Source organism: Persephonella marina EX-H1 (assembly GCF_000021565.1).
GTDB classification, from domain to species: Bacteria; Aquificota; Aquificia; order Aquificales; family Hydrogenothermaceae; genus Persephonella; species Persephonella marina.
In genome coordinates this window covers 44,529-60,891 of sequence record NC_012440.1, presented here as the reverse complement: position 1 = coordinate 60,891, position 16,363 = coordinate 44,529, and the positions used below count along the sequence as shown (strand labels likewise).

Annotated in this window: 19 protein-coding genes; 7 read left to right on the top strand and 12 right to left on the bottom strand. The window is 36.8% G+C overall.

Features of this window, described 5'->3' with window-relative positions:
- Positions 1-64 precede the first annotated feature (64 nt).
- Entirely contained in the window at positions 65-247 is a 183-nt protein-coding gene (locus PERMA_RS00315; protein ID WP_015899038.1) for a hypothetical protein, read from the top strand.
- Here the strand turns inward: PERMA_RS00315 and PERMA_RS00310 are convergent.
- The 6 genes from PERMA_RS00310 to dapA all read right to left on the bottom strand — a co-directional run bounded on the left by PERMA_RS00310 (position 234) and on the right by dapA (position 4,783).
- Positions 234-962 (bottom strand): metallophosphoesterase family protein, encoded by a 729-nt coding sequence (locus tag PERMA_RS00310; protein ID WP_012675795.1) that lies wholly within the window; start codon positions 960-962, stop codon positions 234-236. The two genes, PERMA_RS00315 and PERMA_RS00310, sit on opposite strands and share 14 nt — an antisense overlap.
- The gene (nusB, locus tag PERMA_RS00305) at positions 959-1,387 is read right to left on the bottom strand and encodes a transcription antitermination factor NusB (protein ID WP_012676034.1); all 429 of its coding nucleotides are present in this window, start codon (positions 1,385-1,387) and stop codon (positions 959-961) included. The genes PERMA_RS00310 and nusB overlap by 4 nt, the downstream gene beginning before the upstream one ends.
- Positions 1,387-1,851 (bottom strand): 6,7-dimethyl-8-ribityllumazine synthase, encoded by a 465-nt coding sequence (gene ribH, locus PERMA_RS00300; protein WP_012676400.1) that lies wholly within the window; start codon positions 1,849-1,851, stop codon positions 1,387-1,389. The genes nusB and ribH overlap by 1 nt, the downstream gene beginning before the upstream one ends.
- A 43-nt stretch (positions 1,852-1,894) precedes the next feature.
- On the bottom strand, positions 1,895-2,953 hold the full coding sequence (locus PERMA_RS00295) for a DegT/DnrJ/EryC1/StrS family aminotransferase (RefSeq protein ID WP_012675336.1): 1,059 nt from the start codon (positions 2,951-2,953) through the stop codon (positions 1,895-1,897).
- Between the two features lie 11 nt (positions 2,954-2,964).
- Positions 2,965-3,780 (bottom strand): Gfo/Idh/MocA family protein, encoded by an 816-nt coding sequence (locus tag PERMA_RS00290; RefSeq protein ID WP_012675678.1) that lies wholly within the window; start codon positions 3,778-3,780, stop codon positions 2,965-2,967.
- 121 nt (positions 3,781-3,901) lie between these two features.
- Positions 3,902-4,783 carry a 4-hydroxy-tetrahydrodipicolinate synthase gene (gene dapA / locus PERMA_RS00285; protein WP_012675960.1) on the bottom strand — a complete coding sequence of 294 codons (882 nt, stop codon included), beginning with the start codon at positions 4,781-4,783 and terminating at the stop codon, positions 3,902-3,904.
- An 81-nt stretch (positions 4,784-4,864) separates the two neighbouring features.
- On the opposite strand from dapA, the gene PERMA_RS00280 reads away from it, so the two are divergent.
- From PERMA_RS00280 to rodA, 5 genes are read left to right on the top strand one after another with little or no spacing between them, the layout of a single operon-like run.
- The gene (locus PERMA_RS00280; RefSeq protein ID WP_012675395.1) at positions 4,865-5,905 is read left to right on the top strand and encodes a rod shape-determining protein; all 1,041 of its coding nucleotides are present in this window, start codon (positions 4,865-4,867) and stop codon (positions 5,903-5,905) included.
- 5 nt (positions 5,906-5,910) lie between these two features.
- Positions 5,911-6,726 (top strand): rod shape-determining protein MreC, encoded by an 816-nt coding sequence (gene mreC, locus PERMA_RS00275; protein ID WP_012675920.1) that lies wholly within the window; start codon positions 5,911-5,913, stop codon positions 6,724-6,726.
- Positions 6,723-7,178 carry a rod shape-determining protein MreD gene (gene mreD, locus PERMA_RS00270; RefSeq protein ID WP_041530848.1) on the top strand — a complete coding sequence of 152 codons (456 nt, stop codon included), beginning with the start codon at positions 6,723-6,725 and terminating at the stop codon, positions 7,176-7,178. The genes mreC and mreD overlap by 4 nt, the downstream gene beginning before the upstream one ends.
- The gene (gene mrdA, locus PERMA_RS00265) at positions 7,159-8,952 is read left to right on the top strand and encodes a penicillin-binding protein 2 (RefSeq protein ID WP_012675638.1); all 1,794 of its coding nucleotides are present in this window, start codon (positions 7,159-7,161) and stop codon (positions 8,950-8,952) included. Before mreD ends, mrdA begins: the two co-directional genes overlap by 20 nt.
- Complete coding sequence (rodA, locus tag PERMA_RS00260) at positions 8,939-10,033, top strand: rod shape-determining protein RodA (RefSeq protein WP_012676501.1); 1,095 nt, start codon at positions 8,939-8,941, stop codon at positions 10,031-10,033. The genes mrdA and rodA overlap by 14 nt, the downstream gene beginning before the upstream one ends.
- A gap of 21 nt (positions 10,034-10,054) precedes the next feature.
- Here the strand turns inward: rodA and rpmA are convergent, their stop codons facing one another.
- The 5 genes from rpmA to PERMA_RS00235 all read right to left on the bottom strand — a co-directional run bounded on the left by rpmA (position 10,055) and on the right by PERMA_RS00235 (position 13,598).
- Positions 10,055-10,312: a 50S ribosomal protein L27 gene (gene rpmA / locus PERMA_RS00255; protein WP_015898935.1), complete on the bottom strand. Its 258-nt coding sequence runs from the start codon at positions 10,310-10,312 to the stop codon at positions 10,055-10,057.
- Positions 10,313-10,327: 15 nt separating this feature from the next.
- Positions 10,328-10,621: a 50S ribosomal protein L21 gene (rplU, locus tag PERMA_RS00250; RefSeq protein WP_012676185.1), complete on the bottom strand. Its 294-nt coding sequence runs from the start codon at positions 10,619-10,621 to the stop codon at positions 10,328-10,330.
- 95 nt (positions 10,622-10,716) lie between these two features.
- Complete coding sequence (locus PERMA_RS00245; RefSeq protein ID WP_012676859.1) at positions 10,717-11,448, bottom strand: copper resistance protein B; 732 nt, start codon at positions 11,446-11,448, stop codon at positions 10,717-10,719.
- A gap of 12 nt (positions 11,449-11,460) precedes the next feature.
- A complete protein-coding gene (locus tag PERMA_RS00240) occupies positions 11,461-13,158 on the bottom strand; it encodes a copper resistance system multicopper oxidase (protein ID WP_012675937.1) in 1,698 nt (565 codons plus the stop codon).
- Positions 13,159-13,229: 71 nt separating this feature from the next.
- The gene (locus PERMA_RS00235; protein ID WP_041530847.1) at positions 13,230-13,598 is read right to left on the bottom strand and encodes a hypothetical protein; all 369 of its coding nucleotides are present in this window, start codon (positions 13,596-13,598) and stop codon (positions 13,230-13,232) included.
- Positions 13,599-13,824: 226 nt separating this feature from the next.
- Here PERMA_RS00235 and PERMA_RS00230 point away from each other — a divergent pair, with 226 nt between their 5' ends.
- On the top strand, positions 13,825-15,099 hold the full coding sequence (locus PERMA_RS00230; protein WP_012675491.1) for an ATP-binding protein: 1,275 nt from the start codon (positions 13,825-13,827) through the stop codon (positions 15,097-15,099).
- Here PERMA_RS00230 and PERMA_RS00225 read toward each other — a convergent pair.
- Positions 15,096-16,301, bottom strand: coding sequence for a M20 metallopeptidase family protein (locus PERMA_RS00225; RefSeq protein WP_015898929.1), 1,206 nt, complete (start codon positions 16,299-16,301; stop codon positions 15,096-15,098). The genes PERMA_RS00230 and PERMA_RS00225 overlap by 4 nt on opposite strands.
- Positions 16,302-16,363 lie beyond the last annotated feature (62 nt).

The following is a 16,363-nucleotide window of genomic DNA, read 5'->3' as shown; positions in this document are numbered from 1 at the left end:
TATTTATTATTAATTATTGATAACCATACAATATATAAAACTAATATACTGTGAGGTGGAAGATATGCTTCTCATTAAACAGTGTTTAAACTGCTCAAACATCACAGAATTTGGAAAGTGTGATGGGGGATATGAGCTCAGGTGGAGGGTTGAGAACGCATTTGAGAAACTTGTCTGCGAAAACTTTGTAAAGATCGATAACTCTCCAGAAAATGACAAAATAGAAGATGTAGCTAAAGCTTCTTAGTAATTGCCGCAGCGAACAGAGTGGGAAGTCCTTTATTCAGTATCTCTTTTGCCGCTTTCTCATAATCGTACTCCACCCTTCTAACTAACACCTTCTTTTTATCTTCATCATGGATTATATAAGAGAGTCTTGGATCTCTATCCCTCGGCTGACCTACACTCCCCACACTGATCAGATACTGTTTACCCTCCTCTATACGACACTCTGAAACATCCCTAATAAGCTTTATACTATCTTTATCCTTTACAAAAATAAGTGGTATGTGTGTATGGCCGTAAAAACAGATCTGCTCAGAAAAACATGGGAATGTATCCTTTGCATCCTTTAAAGATGTTATAAAGTACATACTTCCTGGAACAGATGGTTCATCATGGGTAATTATAAAACCCTCTACCTCACCATCCTTTGGAAGTGACGCTATATACTCCCTGTCTTCATCTGTTATCTGATCGTAGGTCCAGTCTGCCATCTTTATAGCTTCAGGATTTGTTATAAATATATCCTCACACTGTGAGACAAATGTATCATGTTCTCCCCTCAGGACTGTATGACAGTTCTCCCTTACCCACTCAAGAACTTCCTTAGGATTTGCCCCAAAATTCAGTATATCTCCAAGACAGATAATCCTCTCGACACCCTGATCTTTAAGATCTCTCTCAAGAGATTCAACAGCGTGGATATTTCCGTGTATATCAGATATATATGCTGTTCTCATTGGTTTACTTTCTGCCTGTTTTTGTATACTGTACTTAAAACACCATTTATAAACTTGACTGTGTCTGGATTATCTATATAGCATTTTGTAAGATCAAGAATGTCCATAAAAACCCTACCCTTGTCCTCTATATCTGAGAAAAGCAGTTCATAAACACCAAGTCTCAAAAGGGCTCTCTCAGGATAACCGAGCCTCTCAAGCCTCCAGTTTTTCAGGTTCTCCCTTAAGATATCATCTATCTCAGGGAGATGCTCATCTATACCTTTAAGTATTGAGTAAATATAATCAACAGTCTTTTTAGATAGCTTTCCTCTGATATCCTTTATATGATCCTCCATTATCTCAAAAAGATCTCCACCTTTTATATCATAGGTGTATAGCGTTCTGAAAACGATCTCCCTTGCTTTCTTTCTGTACTTTCCCATTACCTGATTTCCTTTATAAGATTGGCCATCTCTATCGCTGAAAGTGCAGCATCAAAACCTTTATTCCCCATCTTTGTTCCTGCCCTTTCAACAGCCTGTTCAATAGTATCTGTTGTAAGGATGCCGTAAGATACAGGTATCTCTGTCTCAAGTGAAACGAGGGCTATACCTTTTGTAACCTCCGCTGCAACATACTCAAAATGTGGTGTTGATCCCCTTATCACAGCACCAAGACATATTACAGCATCATACTTCCCTGTCTTTGCCACCTTTTTAGCTATAAGAGGTATCTCAAATGATCCAGGAACCCTGACAACAGTGATATTATCCTCTGAGCCACCATGTCTGACTATACAGTCTATCGCCCCTTCAAGAAGCTTGTTTGTTATAAGATCGTTAAATCTTCCAACAACAATACAGAAATTCAGTCCTTCAGCCGATAGATTGCCGTTTATCTCCGTCATCAGATTTCTCCTTAATAGATTTCTGATAGTATTATACTAAACCTCAGGACAGATCTTTTACAACCTTTTTAACAGTATCTACAATATATGCTATCTCATCCTCTTTTAAAGCTGCATGAACGGGAATGGCAAATATCTCTTTAACAACCTTTTCAGAGAAACCACAATCTAAATGCTCAGCATTCCTAAGCTGGTGGAGTGTGTAATCGTAATAGACCCTTGCTCCTATCCCCTTTTCTATCAGTCTTTCAAGTATCTGATCCCTTTTTGGATGTCTGAGGGCGTATATATGAAACACATGTTTTCTTCCATCAAGCTCCTCAGGAAGCTTTAGGGCAGGAAGATCTCTAAACTCTCTGTTATAAAGTTTTGCTATCTTTCTTCTTTTCTCATTTGTATCATCAAGCTTCTGGAGCTGCCAGTAACCTATACCGGCCTGAAACTCTGTAATTCTCAGGTTCAGTGCTGGATGGTCTCCAAACTCTATCCAGTTTGATATCTTCTCATCTATCTCTGGATCTGATGTTAAAATCGCTCCTCCTTCACCCATTGCAACATTCTTTGAGGCATAAAAGCTGAAGGCTGACAGATCACCAAGATTTCCAGCTTTTTTCCCTTTATACTCAGCTCCGTGTGCCTGTGCTGCATCCTCAAGAACTATCACATCATTCTCTCTACAGATCTCCTTTATCCTGTCCATATCAGCTGTCTGACCAAAAAGATGAACAGGTATAACAACCTTTGGTCTGTATTTCTCAACAGCTTCCTCTAGCTGCTCTGGATCCATACAGTAATCATCACCAACATCAACAACAACAGGCTTTCCACCTGCAAGTAAAACAGCATCTATCGTTGCCATAAAGCTCATAGCCGGAACTATAACAACATCTTCAGGGCTGCTTACACCAACAGCTTTTAATGCAATATAAAGAGCCGCTGTACCACTGCAAACAGGATGACAGAATGTTGAACCTATATAATCGCTGAAACTTTCCTTAAACTTTAATGTCCATCTTCCACGGGTTATCTGACCGCTTTTCATAATCTCAAGAACTGTATCTTCTTCCTCTTTCCCAAAAACAGGCTTTATTATCGGGATCAATGCTCTCTCCTTTATACTCTGAATTTGTCAAACTCCTTAAGGATGTTTAAAGCTCTGAAAGAGCTTTCAAAAGATGGGTTCTGGACGAACTGTTTTATCATAAGCTCAAGCTTGTCAATATTATCCTTCTCTTTTACCTTTCCAGAAGGGTACTCTATCCTGTCCTCAACAAAGTTGAGCTTTATCTCCCCTTCCTTTGATCTTAATATCCATTCTCTTCTTAGATAGTCATGACTCCATGCAACCTGAAGAAAGAACTCATTCTCTTCAGTCTCACCATATATATCAAAGATATCTCCTTTATCTTTCACACTCTTTATACTAAACTCACCAAAAAGATAGCTGAATATATAAAGATCATGCCACGCAAGATCGTAAAATGGGTTTATATAACCTCTTCCAAGGTTTAGTCTGTATGCCTGAACCTGATCAACAGAGCTCCCTATATCAAGATTTCTTATACTGTTTGATCTGAGCTCTATCTCCGAGACCTCTAAAACAGCGTTGTTCTTATATGCAAAATTTATAGCATCCTCAAGTTCTGAAGGTTTTATTGAAGGGGGCTTTTCCACCATAACATTTATCCCCCTTTCAAGTGCCTTTTTTGCTATCGGTATGTGAGAAACAGGGTCTGTTGCAACAAAGAGGAAATCTATATTCTCATTTTTTAATGCCTCATCTATATCTGTATACTTTTTGAATCTCTCAGGAAAATCTTTCAGTCTTGACTGTTCTTTATCTATAAGGACAGCATCGTAACCGAGAATCTCAAATTTTTTAATATACTTAGATCCCATATTTCCCGTTCCAACAATACCTACTCTCAAAAAAATCCTCCAGCAAATTTTTAAGTCTGAAAATATAAAGCAAAAATTATACCAAAGAAAACGGTTTAAGTACCGGTGTTTCAGAACTTTTCTTTAAAAAATTTTTTGAAATTTTGCAAATCTACCTTATAAGACCGTAATCCTTTAGAACCGATTTAAGCTTTTCCTCATTTTCAGGTTTCATGTAATAGAGGGGAAGTCTCATCTCAATATCATCAATAAGCCCCATAAGGTAGGCTGCAGTTTTTACAGGTATAGGATTTGTCTCAATAAATAATGTCTTAAAGAGCTTCCAGTATCTATCATGTATCTGCCTTGCCTCCTCAAATCTTCCTTCAAGGGCAAGTCTGCACATTGTTGCTATATCTTCAGGGACAAGGTTGTTTGCAACTGATATAACACCTTTAGCTCCAACAGCCATCATAGGGAGCGTCAGGGCATCATCACCTGATAGAATAACAACATCAGGATTTGTGAGCGATATCATCTCAGAAACTCTTGCAACATTACCTGTTGCCTCCTTTATACCTATAACATTTGGGAAGTCTGAGTAAAGTCTTGCGAATGTTTCAGGAAGCATATCAACACCTGTCCTTGAAGGTATGTTGTAAAGTATAAGGGGAATGGAAGTTTCTTCTGCTATCGCCTTAAAATGCTGGTAAATTCCTTCCTGAGTCGGTTTGTTGTAATAGGGAACTATCTGGAGAGAGCCATCCGCACCTGCCTTTTCTGCCGATTTTGTTAATGCAATAGCCTCATGTGTTGCATTTGCCCCTGTTCCGGCAATTATCGGAATTCTTTTGTCTGCAAACTCAACGGCCATCTTTATAAGATCTTCATGTTCGCTGAAAGTCAGTGTTGCCGACTCACCTGTAGTTCCTGCTATAACAATCCCATCAGTTCCCTTTTCAACATGGAAATCTATAAGTCTTTTAAGAGATTTCCTATCTATAGCACCATCCTTAAAAGGTGTTATCAGTGCAACGATTGAGCCTTTAAACATACTAACCTCCATCTTGAGAAAATTCTTTTTAATAATAGTTTATAATATATTTTCTAATTTATCTTTTTTACTGGAGGGAATATGTTTCTAAATTCCATTCTTGGATTTTTCTCAAATGATATCGGAATTGATCTTGGGACGGCAAACACCCTTGTTTTTGTCAAGGGAAAAGGTATCGTTTTCTCAGAACCTTCTATAGTCTCTATTGAGAAAACAACAGGAAAGGTAATAGCCGTTGGTGAAGAAGCTAAGGCAATGATAGGTAAAACACCTGAAAATATAGAAGTTGTAAGACCTCTAAAAGATGGTGTTATAGCTGACTTTGATGTTACGCAGGAGATGCTCAAGTACTTTATAAGAAAAGTTCATAAGAATCTTCCATTAACAAAATTCTTAAAACCGAGACCAAGAATTATAGTTGGTGTTCCGTCCGGGATAACAACCGTTGAAAAAAGAGCTGTTATAGATGCAGCAAGACAGGCTGGAGCAAGGGATGTTTTCCTTATTGCAGAACCTATGGCAGCAGCTATAGGTGCAGGCCTTCCTATATCAGCCCCAGGTGGAAATATGATCGTTGATATAGGTGGAGGAACTTCAGAGATAGCAGTTATATCTCTTTCAGGTCTTGTTCTTTCAACATCAATAAGAATAGCAGGGGATGAGGTAAACAAGGCTATAATTCAGCATCTTAAAAGATCTCATCACATTCTTATAGGTGAACAGACAGCGGAGAGGGTTAAGGTTCAGATAGGATCTGCCTACCCAACTGAAAGGGACAAGGAGACAATGGAGATAAGGGGAAGGGATATGACAGGTATGCCGAGAAGTGTGACAATAACAGGGGAAGAGATAAGAATAGCTATAGAGGATGTTATAACAAGTATTATAAATGCTGTAAGAAATGCCCTTGAGAGAACACCTCCCGAGCTTGCCGCTGATATCGTTGAAAGGGGGATTGTACTTGCTGGAGGTGGATCTTTACTTTACGGTATGGATCTAAGACTTAAAGAAGAAACAAACCTTCCTGTTTACTACTGTGATGACCCTCTAACAGCTGTTGCAAGGGGTATTGGTGAGGCCTTAAACGATATTGAACTTATTAAACGTGTATCATTCCAGTAAAAAGGATGTTTAAAAAAAAAGGATTTAAAAGGGTAACCCTTTTTGTTGTTATTGTTTTATCTATAAGCGTTGTTTACCTTTTTCTTATACCAAACTCCAAAGGGGCCGTCCTCACAGTCTTTCATCCATTTCTGAAAGCTGTAGACGGCGTTTATGAAACATTCTCCTCTGTTATAAGATCTGTTGAGGATAACTACAGACTTTACAGAGAAAATAAAGAGCTGAAGAAAGAGATAGAAAGATTAAAAGGTGAGATAACACTTTTAAAACAGTATGAGATTGAGAACCAGAGGCTTTCCTCCATAGCAAATTTCAAAAAGAGATTTAAAAAATACAGGCTACTGACAGGGAAAGTTATAGGCTTTTCCCCTGATAACTGGTCAAACTTTCTTATCATAAATCTTGGGAAGAAAAGCGGTATAAAAAAAGGTGATCTTGTTGTATCTGACGGATACCTTCTCGGTATTGTGTACAGTGTAGGTCCTTTCAGCTCTTCCGTTCTGTTAGTATCAGACAAAAATTTCAGGATACCTGCAAGAACAAGGAAAACAAGGGAGCTCGTCTTTTTTCAGGGTAAAGATCTCAAATCAGGCGTATTAAAGTACGTCAAACCTCAACAGGATATAAGGATAGGTGATATTATTGAGACTACAGATGTAGGTAAAAACTATCCCCCCGGAATCCCTATAGGAAAGATTAAAAGTATAAACTACGAGGAAGGTGACTTCTTCAAAAATGTTGATATAAAACTTGATATAAATCCCCTTTCTGTTGAGTATGTTGTTGTTATAACAAAGAGGGAAAAAAGTAAAAAGAGATGAGAATATACATCTTAGCTTTGGTACTGCTTATACTTCAGTCTTCTATAGTTATAAAGAATCTCTCAGTTATGAACTTTACCCCTGACTTTCTTGTGATCCTCATAATCCTTTATACACTTAACCACGGTCTGAAAGATTCACTGAAGTTTTCCATATTTGTTGGTATCCTTCAGGATATGTTAAACCCCGTTCCTACAGCTTTTAACCTTATCAGTAAACTTCTTTTAACACTGGCAACATTTAGCGTAAAGAACAGATTTTTCCTTGGTGATATTTTCATAAGATCTATACTTATAATACTGTTATCCGTTATGGATATAACTGTTAAAATACTACTGACATTTCTGAAAACTGGCATCTTTTATATAAATGTCTCATTTTTTGCATATGTTTTTTTAAACTTCTTAATATTCTATATAGTGCAGATAATAAATGAGAATAGACAGATTTAATCTTTTAGTGATAGCTTTCTTACTGGTATTCCTGATCTTAGCAGGGAGACTTGTGTACCTGCAGATCCTTAAGGGTACATACTACAGGGAGCTTTCTGAAAAGAACCATCTCAGACTTATAACATTAAATCCCCCACGAGGAAAGATATACGACAGGAACGGTATTCTACTTGCTTATGATGAGCCTTCCTACAACCTGTATGTCTTTCCATACATAGTAAAAAAGAATCTTCCTGAACTGAAAAAGAATCTGAAGAAGATACTCGGGATAGATTTAGACGAAAAGACCGAAGAGAGAATAAAAAAAGGCTTTGCCAGAAAGGTTATAATAAAAAAAGATCTATCTGAAAAAAGTATAAAGATTTTCTTTAACTACTCATACCTATTTAATGGTCTTTTTATTGAGGTTCAGCCTAAAAGGGTTTACACAGAGTACGCAAAGTATATGCCCCACCTACTCGGTTATGTAGGTTATCCATCTGAGAAGGATCTGAGGGAAGATCCATCACTATCACCTGATATGCTTATAGGAAAACAGGGTGTTGAGAAGATCTACGACAGGTATCTGAGAGGTAAGTACGGTGTAAAAGCTGTTGTTGTTGATGCACTTGGAAGACTGAAAAAGGTTCTGTGGGAGATACAACCAAAAAGGGGTAACGATATATATCTTACAATTGATGCAAGAATACAGAAGATAGCCTATGAGGCCTTTAAAAACTCAGGACAGAAATCTGGAGCTGTGATTATTGTAAATCCACAGAACTATGAGATTCTTGCCCTTCTAAGTTATCCCCTTTACAACATACAGAAGTTCTCAGACGGCCTGACTAAAAAAGAGTGGAATAAGCTAATTAAAAACAAGTATAAACCATTATTCAATAAAGCTTTAAGCGGTATATACCCTCCAGGATCAATATTTAAGATAATTGTAGGCCTTGCAGCCCTTCAGGAAGGGGTTGTGTCACCATACCAGAAAATATACAGCGGTGGATCCTTTGAGATAGGAAACTGGGTTTACAGAAACTGGGATCCTTCAGGGTGTGGCAGTATTGATGTCAGACAGGCTCTTGAGATGTCGTGTGATACATATTTTTACCAGATAGGTCTTGATCTTGGGGCTACAAAGATATCCTACTATGCCTCACTTTTTGGACTCGGTGAGAAGCTAAATCCTGAGATTGAAAAGAGAAGATCAAGGGTTCCCGTTCCTGAATGGAAGATGTCTGCAATAGGAGAGCCCTGGTTTCTTGGGGATACTGTAAACTACAGTATAGGACAGGGATTTCTCGCTATCACACCCTTTGACGGTATAAAGATCATATCACCTATAGCCAACGGCGGGAAGGTCTATAAGCCAAAACTTCTTAAAAGTTATTTTGATATGGATCTTCAGGAACTTGTTGAAACAAAGCCTGAACTTATCAGGGTTCTTGATATAAAGAAGGATTATATCAAAGTCATAAAAAAGGGTTTGTATCTCGTTGTTTATGGGAAGAAAGGGACGGCAAGAAAACTGTCAGATCTCCCTGTAAAAAATGCAGGAAAAACGGGAACAGCACAGGTTTTCAGAAAGCCTGAAAAAAACAAAAAGATAGACAGATGGGATTTACAGAACCACGCATGGTATGTTGCGTTTTTTCCATACAAAAAACCAAGATTTGCCCTCTCTGTTTTTGTGGAACATGGTATAGGAGGTAGTAAAACAGCGGTTCCCATAACAAAATCCATTATAATGAAACTTTATAAAGAAGGACTTATAAATGAAAAACATTAAGACATTTTTCAGCAGATACGATCCTGTTATACTGTTTACAGTCCTCGGTCTCCTCACATGGAGTGTTATAAACATATACAGTGCCACATTCCATGAGTACTCATCACTTTATATAAAACAGGCTGTTTACGCCTTAATAGGTACATTTATAATTCTAATATTTCCCTCTTTAGACTACAGAAAGTTACTCAATGCAGCTCCCTACCTCTATATCACCGGAATATTGCTCCTTATAGCTGTTATATTCTTTGGAACAACGATCCTGGGCGCAAAAAGATGGATAAAACTTGGTTTTTTTATGATCCAGCCTTCAGAGATGATGAAATTTATAATCATACTGATGGTTGCCTACATACTTGAAAACAGTAAGAGGGTTTCTTTCATTGAAGGACTGAAGATATTTGTTCTATCTACAATACCTTTTATTCTCATTCTGAAACAGCCTGATCTTGGAACAGCGATAACCGTTCTTATACCTGTTGTTATAATACTTTTCCTTGCGAATCTGAACAAGAAGTATATAATCGCAACACTTTCCGTTCTGGTACTCAGCGCACCTTTCATATGGGAACATCTTAAGGACTACCAGAAAAAAAGGATACTTGCCTTTCTAAATCCTGAAGCCGATCCTTTCGGAACAGCATACCATATACTCCAGTCAAAGATAGCGATAGGTTCAGGTTATATATTCGGGAAAGGATACCTTCAGGGAACACAGTCAAAGCTTTTCTTCCTGCCTGAGCAGCATACAGATTTTATATTTGCAACGATAGGTGAGGAATGGGGATTTGTCGTATCTATAACCATTCTTACAGCCTACCTTATTCTTGGACTGAGGATTCTGTACCTTGGAAGTAAGATAAAGTATTACGGTGGTAAGTATATCTGTTACGGAGCTGGAGGTCTTATAACTGTTCAGGCTTTTATAAATATAGCCATGACTGTAGGTCTGGCACCTGTTGTTGGGATAACACTCCCATTCTTAAGTTACGGGGGAAGTTCTGTCGTTACTTTTTCTCTGATAGTTGGAACTGTACTGAGTGTTATATACACACATAAAAGGGAGAGATTACATTTTTAAAGCAGGCAAAAAGCCTGCTTTTTATGCATCAAGTGGATATACGCTTACTACTTTCTTTCCTTTAGATGTTTCAAACTTAACCTTTCCGTCTATAAGTGCGAAAAGTGTGTAGTCATTACCAAGTCCAACATTCTTTCCAGGGTATATCTTTGTTCCCCTCTGTCTGACAAGTATATTTCCAGCTTTCACAACCTGTCCGTCATACCTTTTCACACCAAGACGTTTACTGAATGAATCCCTACCGTTCTTAGCTGAACCACCACTTTTCTTTGAAGCCATATCTTAATCCTCCTTTTAAGCCTTGATATCTTTAATCTTAATTAATGTGTAAGGCTGTCTGTGTCCATTTAACTTTTTGTAGTTTTTCTTTCTCTTAAAATGGAATACGAGAACCTTTTTGTGTTTTCCATGTTCTACAACTTCAGCCTCAACCTTTCCTTCAGTCTTGATATTCCCCTGATCATCCTTTATTAAGGATGCTTCTATCTCTACAGTTTCTCCAACATCTGCTGGAAGTTTCTCAACCTTTAAAAGCATGCCAGGCTCAACCCTGTACTGCTTTCCTCCTGTTTTTATAACCGCAAACATACTTTTACCTCCTTAATCTGTCTGGATAAAATGCAAAATAATATTTTATCACAAAAAGAGAGTTTTTCAATTGTGTGTAAAATTAGTAAACAACCTTAAAACCAGACCCTCACTCCGAAGAACGCAGTTAAATCATGATCTTTACCATTTCTATCTTTAATGTCTCCAAAAAAACTGTTGTAAGAAAATCCTATGTAAGGGGCAAACTCCCTTTTCAGTTCGTATCTCAATCTGAAACTTAAATTTATATTATTGATCCCATTATAAACACCTATCTCAGGTATATCAGAAAAAGAGAATGTCGTATCTATTCGTGGTTGAAAAACTAATCTCTGGGTGAATAAAAGATCATACTCCGCCTCAACATCTCCATAAAGCTCACCTTCAGTTGTAAACCTCATGTTTGTATCCACCTCAAACCAGTAAGGAGCAAGACCTTTTAACCCTACAACAAATGATTTTCTGTCCTTTGTTCCGTCACCGTAAGAGCTTCTATAACCTACGCCTGCTCTAATATCCCAGAAAGGGGAAAAAAGTTTTCCATAAAGTACATCTAATCTTTCTAAATCTCCTTCCTCTTTTTCAAAATTATTCTCTCCCTCAACCTCTATCCAGAATCTTTGATAATCCCCGCCATACCACGATGTAACCTCATAGTTTAATCTCTTACTATCATCATACTCAAGCCTGTCAAATAATATCTGGCCATAGTACAAAGGCTTCATCTTTTTTACAGGATAAAAGTCGCAATCTTCTGAAGGTTCTGCATTAGATACTCCATATAAAAAAGAGATTAATCCTATTGATATTAATAATCTTTTAAACATTTTTATCCTCCACTATTTACACACCTGTAAAACTCTAAACATACCTGTGTGCATGTGATACATAATATGACAGTGAAATGCCCAGTTTCCTAAAGCATCATTATCTATCTCAACACACAGTTTTTCTGCAGGCTTTATATTTACCGTATGCTTTCTTGGGCTGTACTCCCCACTGTTATTCTGAAGATACATCCACATCCCGTGTAGATGGATGGGATGATCCATCATTGTGTGATTTATAAAAACGATTCTAATCCTTTCGTTATATCTTGCTTTAATCAGTTGGTGAAACTCAGAACTCCATCTTTTTCCGTCGTATGAGTACATCTTCCATATGTATCTTTCCATATTTCCTACAAGATGGATATCTATCTGTCTTGTTGGTTTTCTCCTTTCAAATGGTTCTATACTTCTTAAATCTGCATACGTTAAAACTTTATGATCCACACCTTCAAATCCAACTCCAGGATCATCAATTCTGCATATTGGACTTTTCTGTATCATGGCTGCATCTGCTCCAAATATCTCCCTTGTAGGATCTGAGATCAGTTCGCATTCACCACACAACCCCTTTGATTTCATACTGTGTGACATTCCCATCGCTTTCATTCCCCTTGTGGAAGGAGGCCTTCTTTTAGGAATAGGAGCCTGAAGTCCTCTATCCGGAGAGAGTGTTGCCCTTGTATATCCACTTCTATCCATTGTTTCCGCAAAAATTGTGTAAGGTATATTTTCTTCAGGCTGAACTATGACATCGTATGTCTCTGCGATAGCGATTCTAAACTCATCAATATCAACAGGCTCTATACTCTGACCATCTGCCTGTACAACTCTCATCTTTAGACCGGGTATTCTCACGTCAAAATATGTAGATGCTGCAGCATTTATAAATCTGAGTCTTACTCTCTCACCTTTTTTAAAAATGAATGTTGGATTTTCCTCCTTAGTCAGACCATTTATTAGATAAATGAAGGTTGATGCTGTAATATCAGAAATATCCCTTGGATTCATTCTCATTTTAGCCCACATTAACCTTTCTCTTAATGTATTCTGGAATCCTTTTTCCTTTATATCCTCATATAAATCAAAAACAGTTCTTTTCTGGTAGTTGTAATATCCATCCCATTTTTTTAGATGAAGTAATACTTCGTCAGGATCCTCATATGTCCAGTCAGAAAGCTGAACAACATAATCCCTGTCGTATTCAAACGGCTCCGGATCTTTAGGGTCTATTATTAATGGGCCGTAATGTCCCTGTTGTTCTTGCAGACCTGTATGGCTGTGGTACCAGTATGTACCACTCTGAATTACAGGAAAGCTGTAAACAAAACTGCTTTTAGGGAGAATTCCTCTGTATGTAACACCAGGAACACCATCCATATCGTTAGGTAATATTAAGCCATGCCAGTGTATTGATGTGGATTCATCAGTTTCATTAAATACTTTTATAACAGCCTGTTTACCCTCTTTTAACCTTATTAATGGTGCAGGGAAGTTATCATTAAATAAAAATGCTGTACCTTTTTTATCTCCAATGGGTATCCTTTCTTTTTTAATTACTATCTCATACTCCACTGTGGTATCTGTTTCCTTTCTATCAGCTATATGAAATCCTCTGCTTGCTGCAAACAGAGGAACCGGTTTACCTAATAAACCAAGTGCAAAAGAAGAAGCGGATAGTTTTAATAGATCCCTTCTATTTAATCTCATAGCAAACCTCTTAAACTTTTATTTGGAAATACTGGTTATTTCGTCATTTAAACAGATCTATAGATCCTGATCTATTTCAGCATACTTTTGATCTCTTCTTTTAGATCAGGATTTTCTTTCAGAATCTCTTTTTCTGTATCTTTATTCATAACAAGCATCCTTATCATTCTTTTTAAAACCATTTGATCACCCATCATTTTTTTCATGACCTGCTTTTTACATTCTCTCATATGTTTCATCATTATTTTTTTAATCTCAGGATCCATCATCATAATCTGCATCATTCCCATTCCTCCATGCATACCCATCCCTTTTTGTGAGAAATGACTTTTATGCATCTGAGTTTCCATTTCATTTGTGTCGCCCACATCTTCATGGGCCATAGACAATCCTGTATAAATAGAAAAACACAAAACAGCCACAACCAAATTCCTTTTCATCTTAAACTCCTACTACAAAATTTAGTACTTACCTTAATGATAAGGTTATATTTAAAAAAATCAACTCTTTACATAAGTCCATTTAAGAAGGCCGTTAAATATATATAACAGACTGATCTATATTATTCCGCATTATTCTTTCCAAAAATCTTTTCTTTTTGATTGGATTTTAGTCTTGTTAACAAGGATAAAATTATTTATATTTATCCTTATGAAGGATGATAAAATGACAGAACTTTTCAAAAAACTGATAACAGACTTCCAGGAAAGGGATCTTAATTTTATAGAAAGGGATTATAACATTCCTATCAATTCAAAAAAAATAATCTCATTAATTGGAGTAAGGAGAAGTGGAAAGACGTACATACTTTATCAGATAATCAGTAAACTCAGAAAAAAAGGTTTAAACAGGAATATTATTTATATCAGTTTTGAGGATGAAAGACTTACCGGACTGAGTTACAGAAATCTAAATGAGATTATAGAGGCTTACTTTGAGCTTTTCCCAGAAAAGAGGGATGAAAAGATCTATATCTTTTTTGATGAGATTCAAGAGGTTAAACACTGGGAAAAGTTTGTTAGAAGAATCTATGACAGCCTAAATGCAAATATCTTTTTAACAGGCTCTTCATCTAAATTACTTTCAAAAGAGATAGCAACCTCTTTAAGAGGAAGAACTATAACCTATGAGATATTTCCATTGAGTTTTAAAGAGTATTTAAAATTCAGAGATATTCAGATAAATCTTTATTCATCAAAGAGTATCTCCTTTATAAAGAAGAATCTTGAGAACTATCTGCTTCAGGGTGGTTTTCCTGAAATCGCCCTGGAAGAAAATGAGGATGTTATAGTAAGAACTTTAAGAGATTATGTGGATCTGATCGTTTACAGGGATGTTATTGAAAGGTATGGTATCAAAAATCTTTCATTACTAAAGCTGCTTATTAAATATATTTTCTCTAATCCGGCGACTTTGATAAGTATAAGCAAGTTGTACAACGATTTTAAATCTATGGGTTATAAACTATCTAAAGATACTTTATTTGAATATTTTGAATATTTAAGTGATGCTTATACTCTTTTTACAACTTCCATATTTAGAAGTTCTGTAAAAGAAGAACAGAGAAATCCTAAAAAGGTTTTTATTATAGATAATGGATTTAATTATATATACAACACCTCTTTTTCCCCCGATTACTCAAAACTGTATGAGAACTCTGTTTTTCTCCATCTGAGGAGAAAATATCCTGAGATATACTACTTTAAAGAGAAAAAAGAGGTTGATTTTTATATACCTGCTGAAAGGCTTCTGATAAATGTCAGCTATGATATATCTGAGAGGAAAACATTTCAGAGAGAGATAAATTCACTAATAGAAGGTATGAGATATCTAAACCTGAAAAAGGCCTATTTAGTAACCTCAGATAGAGAAAAAGAGATTGAAATAGACGGTTACAAAATATATATAAAACCTCTCTGGAAATGGCTTTTATCTTATTAAGAATGTTCCTCAAGCCATCTATAAGCGAGATAGGCCAGTGCGGAAGATCCATCAGGAAGAACATCCTCATCAACATCAAATAAAGGGCTGTGAAGTGGTGCTGTTATCCCTTTTTTCTCATTTCTTATACCAAGCCTTATAAATGTTCCGGGAACTTTCATAAGATACTCTGAGAAGTCCTCACCACCCATTGTTGGATTTTCAAGCTCAACAACCCTATCATCACCAAAAAGATCCTTAAGCATAGAAAATGTAAATCTTGTTGTAAGTCTGTCATTTATAACAGGTGGGTTTCCTTCCTTAAAAGAAAACTCATATCTTGCTCCATAAGCCGATGTCACACCTTTTATAGTATCCTCAATCCAAACAGGGATCATATCCCTCAGATCAAGACTTAACGTTCTAACAGTCCCTTCCATCTCAACAACTTCAGGTATTATATTCTCAGCAAAGCCACCTTTTATCTTACCTATTGTAAGAACAGCAGGATGAAGGGGATCAACCTTTCTGCTTACAATATGGTGAAGAGCATTTATAACCTGTGCCGATACAAGAACAGGATCAACACCTTTATGGGGTCTTGAGGCGTGTGTTCCTTTTCCTATTATCTTTATCCTGAAAACATCAGAAGAAGCTAAAAAATGTCCCTCTTTCGTACCAAAAACACCTGCAGGAAGCTCAGGGAAAACATGTAAACCGAATATAGCAGAGACATCAGGATCTTTTAAAACACCTTTCTGGACAAGCGTTCTCGCTCCCCTACAGTCCTGTCTCTCCTCACATGGCTGAAATATAAGTTTTACATTCCCTTTTAGCTTATCCTTAATCTGAACAAGAACTTTTGCAGCACCGAGAAGCATGGCTGTGTGGGCATCATGTCCACATGAATGCATAACACCTTTTATCTTTGAGCTGTACTCTTTACCTGTTTTCTCTTCCATAGGAAGAGCATCCATATCAGCCCTTAAAGCTACCGTTATATCTTCCTGACCTTTTATGATACCTACAACAGCCGTTGTACCACCGAAATTTCTTATAACCTTATCAACACCAAACTCCTCAAGTTTTTCAGCTACAAACTCAGAAGTTCTGTACTCCTCAGATGAGATCTCAGGATACATATGTATCCGTCTTCTCCACTGTACAATCTGATCTTTTATACTTTCTGCAAGATCTTTTATCTCTTCTTTAATATCTCCCATATCATCCCTTAAATAGATTGTTAAATGATTTAAATATTATAAATTAAAAGTATAAAACTGGA